Source organism: Acidocella sp. C78, from assembly GCF_907164655.1.
Genome location: NZ_CAJQZK010000087.1, coordinates 1 through 2,933 on the forward strand (window position 1 = coordinate 1; position 2,933 = coordinate 2,933).

4 protein-coding genes and 1 pseudogene are annotated in these 2,933 nt (G+C 68.5%); 1 reads left to right on the plus strand and 4 read right to left on the minus strand.

What is annotated here, in order from left to right:
* From ACIDOCELLA78_RS96735 to ACIDOCELLA78_RS96750, 4 genes and pseudogenes are all read right to left on the minus strand, one after another.
* Window positions 1-863, minus strand: a pseudogene (locus ACIDOCELLA78_RS96735) (SMP-30/gluconolactonase/LRE family protein); the annotation flags it as partial.
* Window positions 860-1,495 carry an ABC transporter permease gene (locus tag ACIDOCELLA78_RS96740; protein WP_249676898.1) on the minus strand — a complete coding sequence of 212 codons (636 nt, stop codon included), beginning with the start codon at window positions 1,493-1,495 and terminating at the stop codon, window positions 860-862. The pseudogene ACIDOCELLA78_RS96735 and the gene ACIDOCELLA78_RS96740, both read right to left, overlap by 4 nt.
* Window positions 1,447-1,809 (minus strand): hypothetical protein, encoded by a 363-nt coding sequence (locus ACIDOCELLA78_RS96745; RefSeq protein WP_249676899.1) that lies wholly within the window; start codon window positions 1,807-1,809, stop codon window positions 1,447-1,449. Before ACIDOCELLA78_RS96745 ends, ACIDOCELLA78_RS96740 begins: the two co-directional genes overlap by 49 nt.
* Entirely contained in the window at window positions 1,806-2,333 is a 528-nt protein-coding gene (locus ACIDOCELLA78_RS96750) for an ABC transporter permease (protein ID WP_249676900.1), read from the minus strand. Before ACIDOCELLA78_RS96750 ends, ACIDOCELLA78_RS96745 begins: the two co-directional genes overlap by 4 nt.
* 15 nt (window positions 2,334-2,348) lie before the next feature.
* Here ACIDOCELLA78_RS96750 and ACIDOCELLA78_RS96755 point away from each other — a divergent pair, with 15 nt between their 5' ends.
* Window positions 2,349-2,765, plus strand: coding sequence for an ABC transporter permease (locus tag ACIDOCELLA78_RS96755; protein WP_249676901.1), 417 nt, complete (start codon window positions 2,349-2,351; stop codon window positions 2,763-2,765).
* Window positions 2,766-2,933 lie beyond the last annotated feature (168 nt).

Genomic DNA, 2,933 nt, shown 5'->3' on the forward strand with positions numbered 1-2,933 from the left:
GGCCGCCGAAGCAGACATTGGCGCAGCGCTCGGGCAGGGCGATGCGGCCGATCGGCGTTCCACCGGGGTCGAACACCATCACCCCGTCCAGCTCCGCCGCGCCCATGCCCCAGCCGCACCACAGATTCCCATCGATATCGACGCGGAAACCGTCCGGCGTGCCGCCAGGTCCGGCATCGATCAGCCGCCGGTTGTTGGTCAGGCGGCTTCCATCCACCACATCGAACACATGGATCGCCCGGTGCGGTTCGGCCGCGAGGCGACCACGTAGAGCCGGCTCTCATCCGGCGAGAAGGCCAGCCCGTTCGGCCCCGCGATATCGTCCGCCACCATGGCGACTGCGCCGCTCGCCGGATCGATCCGGTAGATCGCCGGCGGCAGTTCGGCGTCAGCCCGATGCCCCTCATACCACCCGGAAATGCCGAAGGGCGGGTCGGTGAACCAGATGCTGCCGTCGGACTTCACCACAACGTCGTTCGGCGAATTCAGCCTTCGCCCGCCGAACCCGTCAGCCAGCACCGTGATGCGCCATCGGTTTCCGTACGGACAACCCGCCGACCGCCATGCTCGCAGGTGATGAGCCGCCCCTGGCGGTCCCTGGTGTTGCCGTTGGCATGGCCGGCCGGCTGGCGGAACACGCTGACGCGCCCATCGGTTTCGTCCCAGCGCAGCATCCGGTCGTTCGGAATGTCGCTCCACAGCAGGAAGCGCCCGTCGCCGAACCAGACCGGCCCTTCCGCCCAGCGGCAGCCATCGGCCAGCCGCTCCACCGCCGCGTTGAACAGGCGGTAGCGCGCGAAGGACGGGCTGAGCACATGGATCGCCGGATCGGGGTAGCGCTCGGCCGGCTGCCACGTGGTCATCGTTCGTTCTCCCGCCCATAGGCGAGCAGCAGCGCCAGGATGACGACGCCATAGGCGATGCTGCGCACGTAGTCGGGCATCGATAGCGCGAGCAGCACCGAGACCAGCACGGTCAGGCTCACGGCCCCGGCGGCGACGCCGAGATAGTTGCCGCGCCCGCCAAGGATGTTCACCCCGCCGATCACCACCGCGGCGATCGAGGTGAACAGATAGGGATCGCCGAGCCCGAGCGAAGCCTGCCCGCCGAAGCCGACCAGCATGATCCCGCCGAGAGCGGCGAAGCCGCCGCAAAGGGCATAGAGCAGGATCGTCATCCGCCGGGCGTCGATCCCGGCCAGCGTGGCGGCGAGCGGATTGGTGCCGAGCGCGTAGGTCGCCCGCCCGAACCGCGTCACCGCGAGTGCGCCGCTGACCAGCGCGGTCACGAACGCCCAGAGCCAGAGCGCATCGGGAATGCCGAGCAGGCTGCCATGCGCCAGCGTCTGGATCAGCGGCGGCGCGTAGGATGAGCAGGAGGAGCAGGTGAAACCGCCGCTCAGCCCGAGTGTCAGCCCCTCGACGATGCCGTTCGCCGCCAGCGTCATCACCACCGCGGGAATGCCGAACAGCGCGATGCCGATGCCATTGGCCACCCCACCGCCACCCCCATGCCAAGGGCTGCGGCGATCGCTTCCGGCGCGCCCGTGTTCTTGCCGAGCGAGGTGGTGGTGAGCAGGATCGCCGCGGCGTTCATCACCCAGGGCACCGAAAGGTCGATCCCGCCGATCAGGATGACGAAGCACTGCCCCGCCGCCACGAGGCCGACGAACGAGGCGATCACCAGGATCGAGGCCACGCTGGGGCCGGACAGAAAGCCCGGATGCGCCATCTCGCCAACCACGAAAAGCCCGATCGCGGCGGCAATCGCGTAAAGGATTCGCCGTGTATCGACCGTGAGCGTTCTCATCGCCGCCTCCTGATCGCGCCACCGATGGCGCCGCCGAGCACAACCGCCACGATCAGGAACACCCCTTCGTAGAACGACTGATAGAGTGGGTTGACGTGGCTGAAGAACAGGATGTTGACGATCAGCGTGGTGATGAAGGCCCCCGCAATCGCGCCGGCCGCCGAGCCACGGCCGCCGAAGAGCGAGACCCCGCCGAGCACGACCGCGACGATGGAAGTCAGCGTGTAGCTGTTGCCCGTGGTCGCGTCGCCCGCCGTGGCCGATGCGGCGAGAAACAGCCCTGCCGCGGCCGCCAGCGCCCCATCCAGCATGTAGGCGATGATCTTGGTGCGCAGCACGTTGACCCCGAGCGCGCGGGCCGAGGCCTCGTCATTGCCGATCGCGTAGAGATCGACACCCGTGCGCGAGCGCCGGAACCCCGCCCAGGCCAGCACGAGAAGGCCGATATAGACGAGTGCCCAGGGCGCGTTCGGGTTGCTGCGTGGCGTTCGGCCCGGTTGCAGCCGTCGGGGACGCTGGCGCACGCTGCGATCTACCTGGTGTCGCGATCCGCGTGCTGCCGGCGCCGGCGGCGCCATCCGCCGGCCACACCAATCTGCTGCAACCCGAACGCGCCCTGGGCACTCGTCTATATCGGCCTTCTCGTGCTGGCCTGGGCGGGGTTCCGGCGCTCGCGCACGGGTGTCGATCTCTACGCGATCGGCAATGACGAGGCCTCGGCCCGCGCGCTCGGGGTCAACGTGCTGCGCACCAAGATCATCGCCTACATGCTGGATGGGGCGCTGGCGGCCGCGGCAGGGCTGTTTCTCGCCGCATCGGCCACGGCGGGCGACGCGACCACGGGCAACAGCTACACGCTGACTTCCATCGTCGCGGTCGTGCTCGGCGGGGTCTCGCTCTTCGGCGGCCGTGGCTCGGCGGCCGGCGCGATTGCGGGGCCTTCATCACCACGCTGATCGTCAACATCCTGTTCTTCAGCCACGTCAACCCACTCTATCAGTCGTTCTACGAAGGGGTGTTCCTGATCGTGGCGGTTGTGCTCGGCGGCGCCATCGGTGGCGCGATCAGGAGGCGGCGATGAGAACGCTCACGGTCGATACACGGCGAATCCTTTACGCGATTGC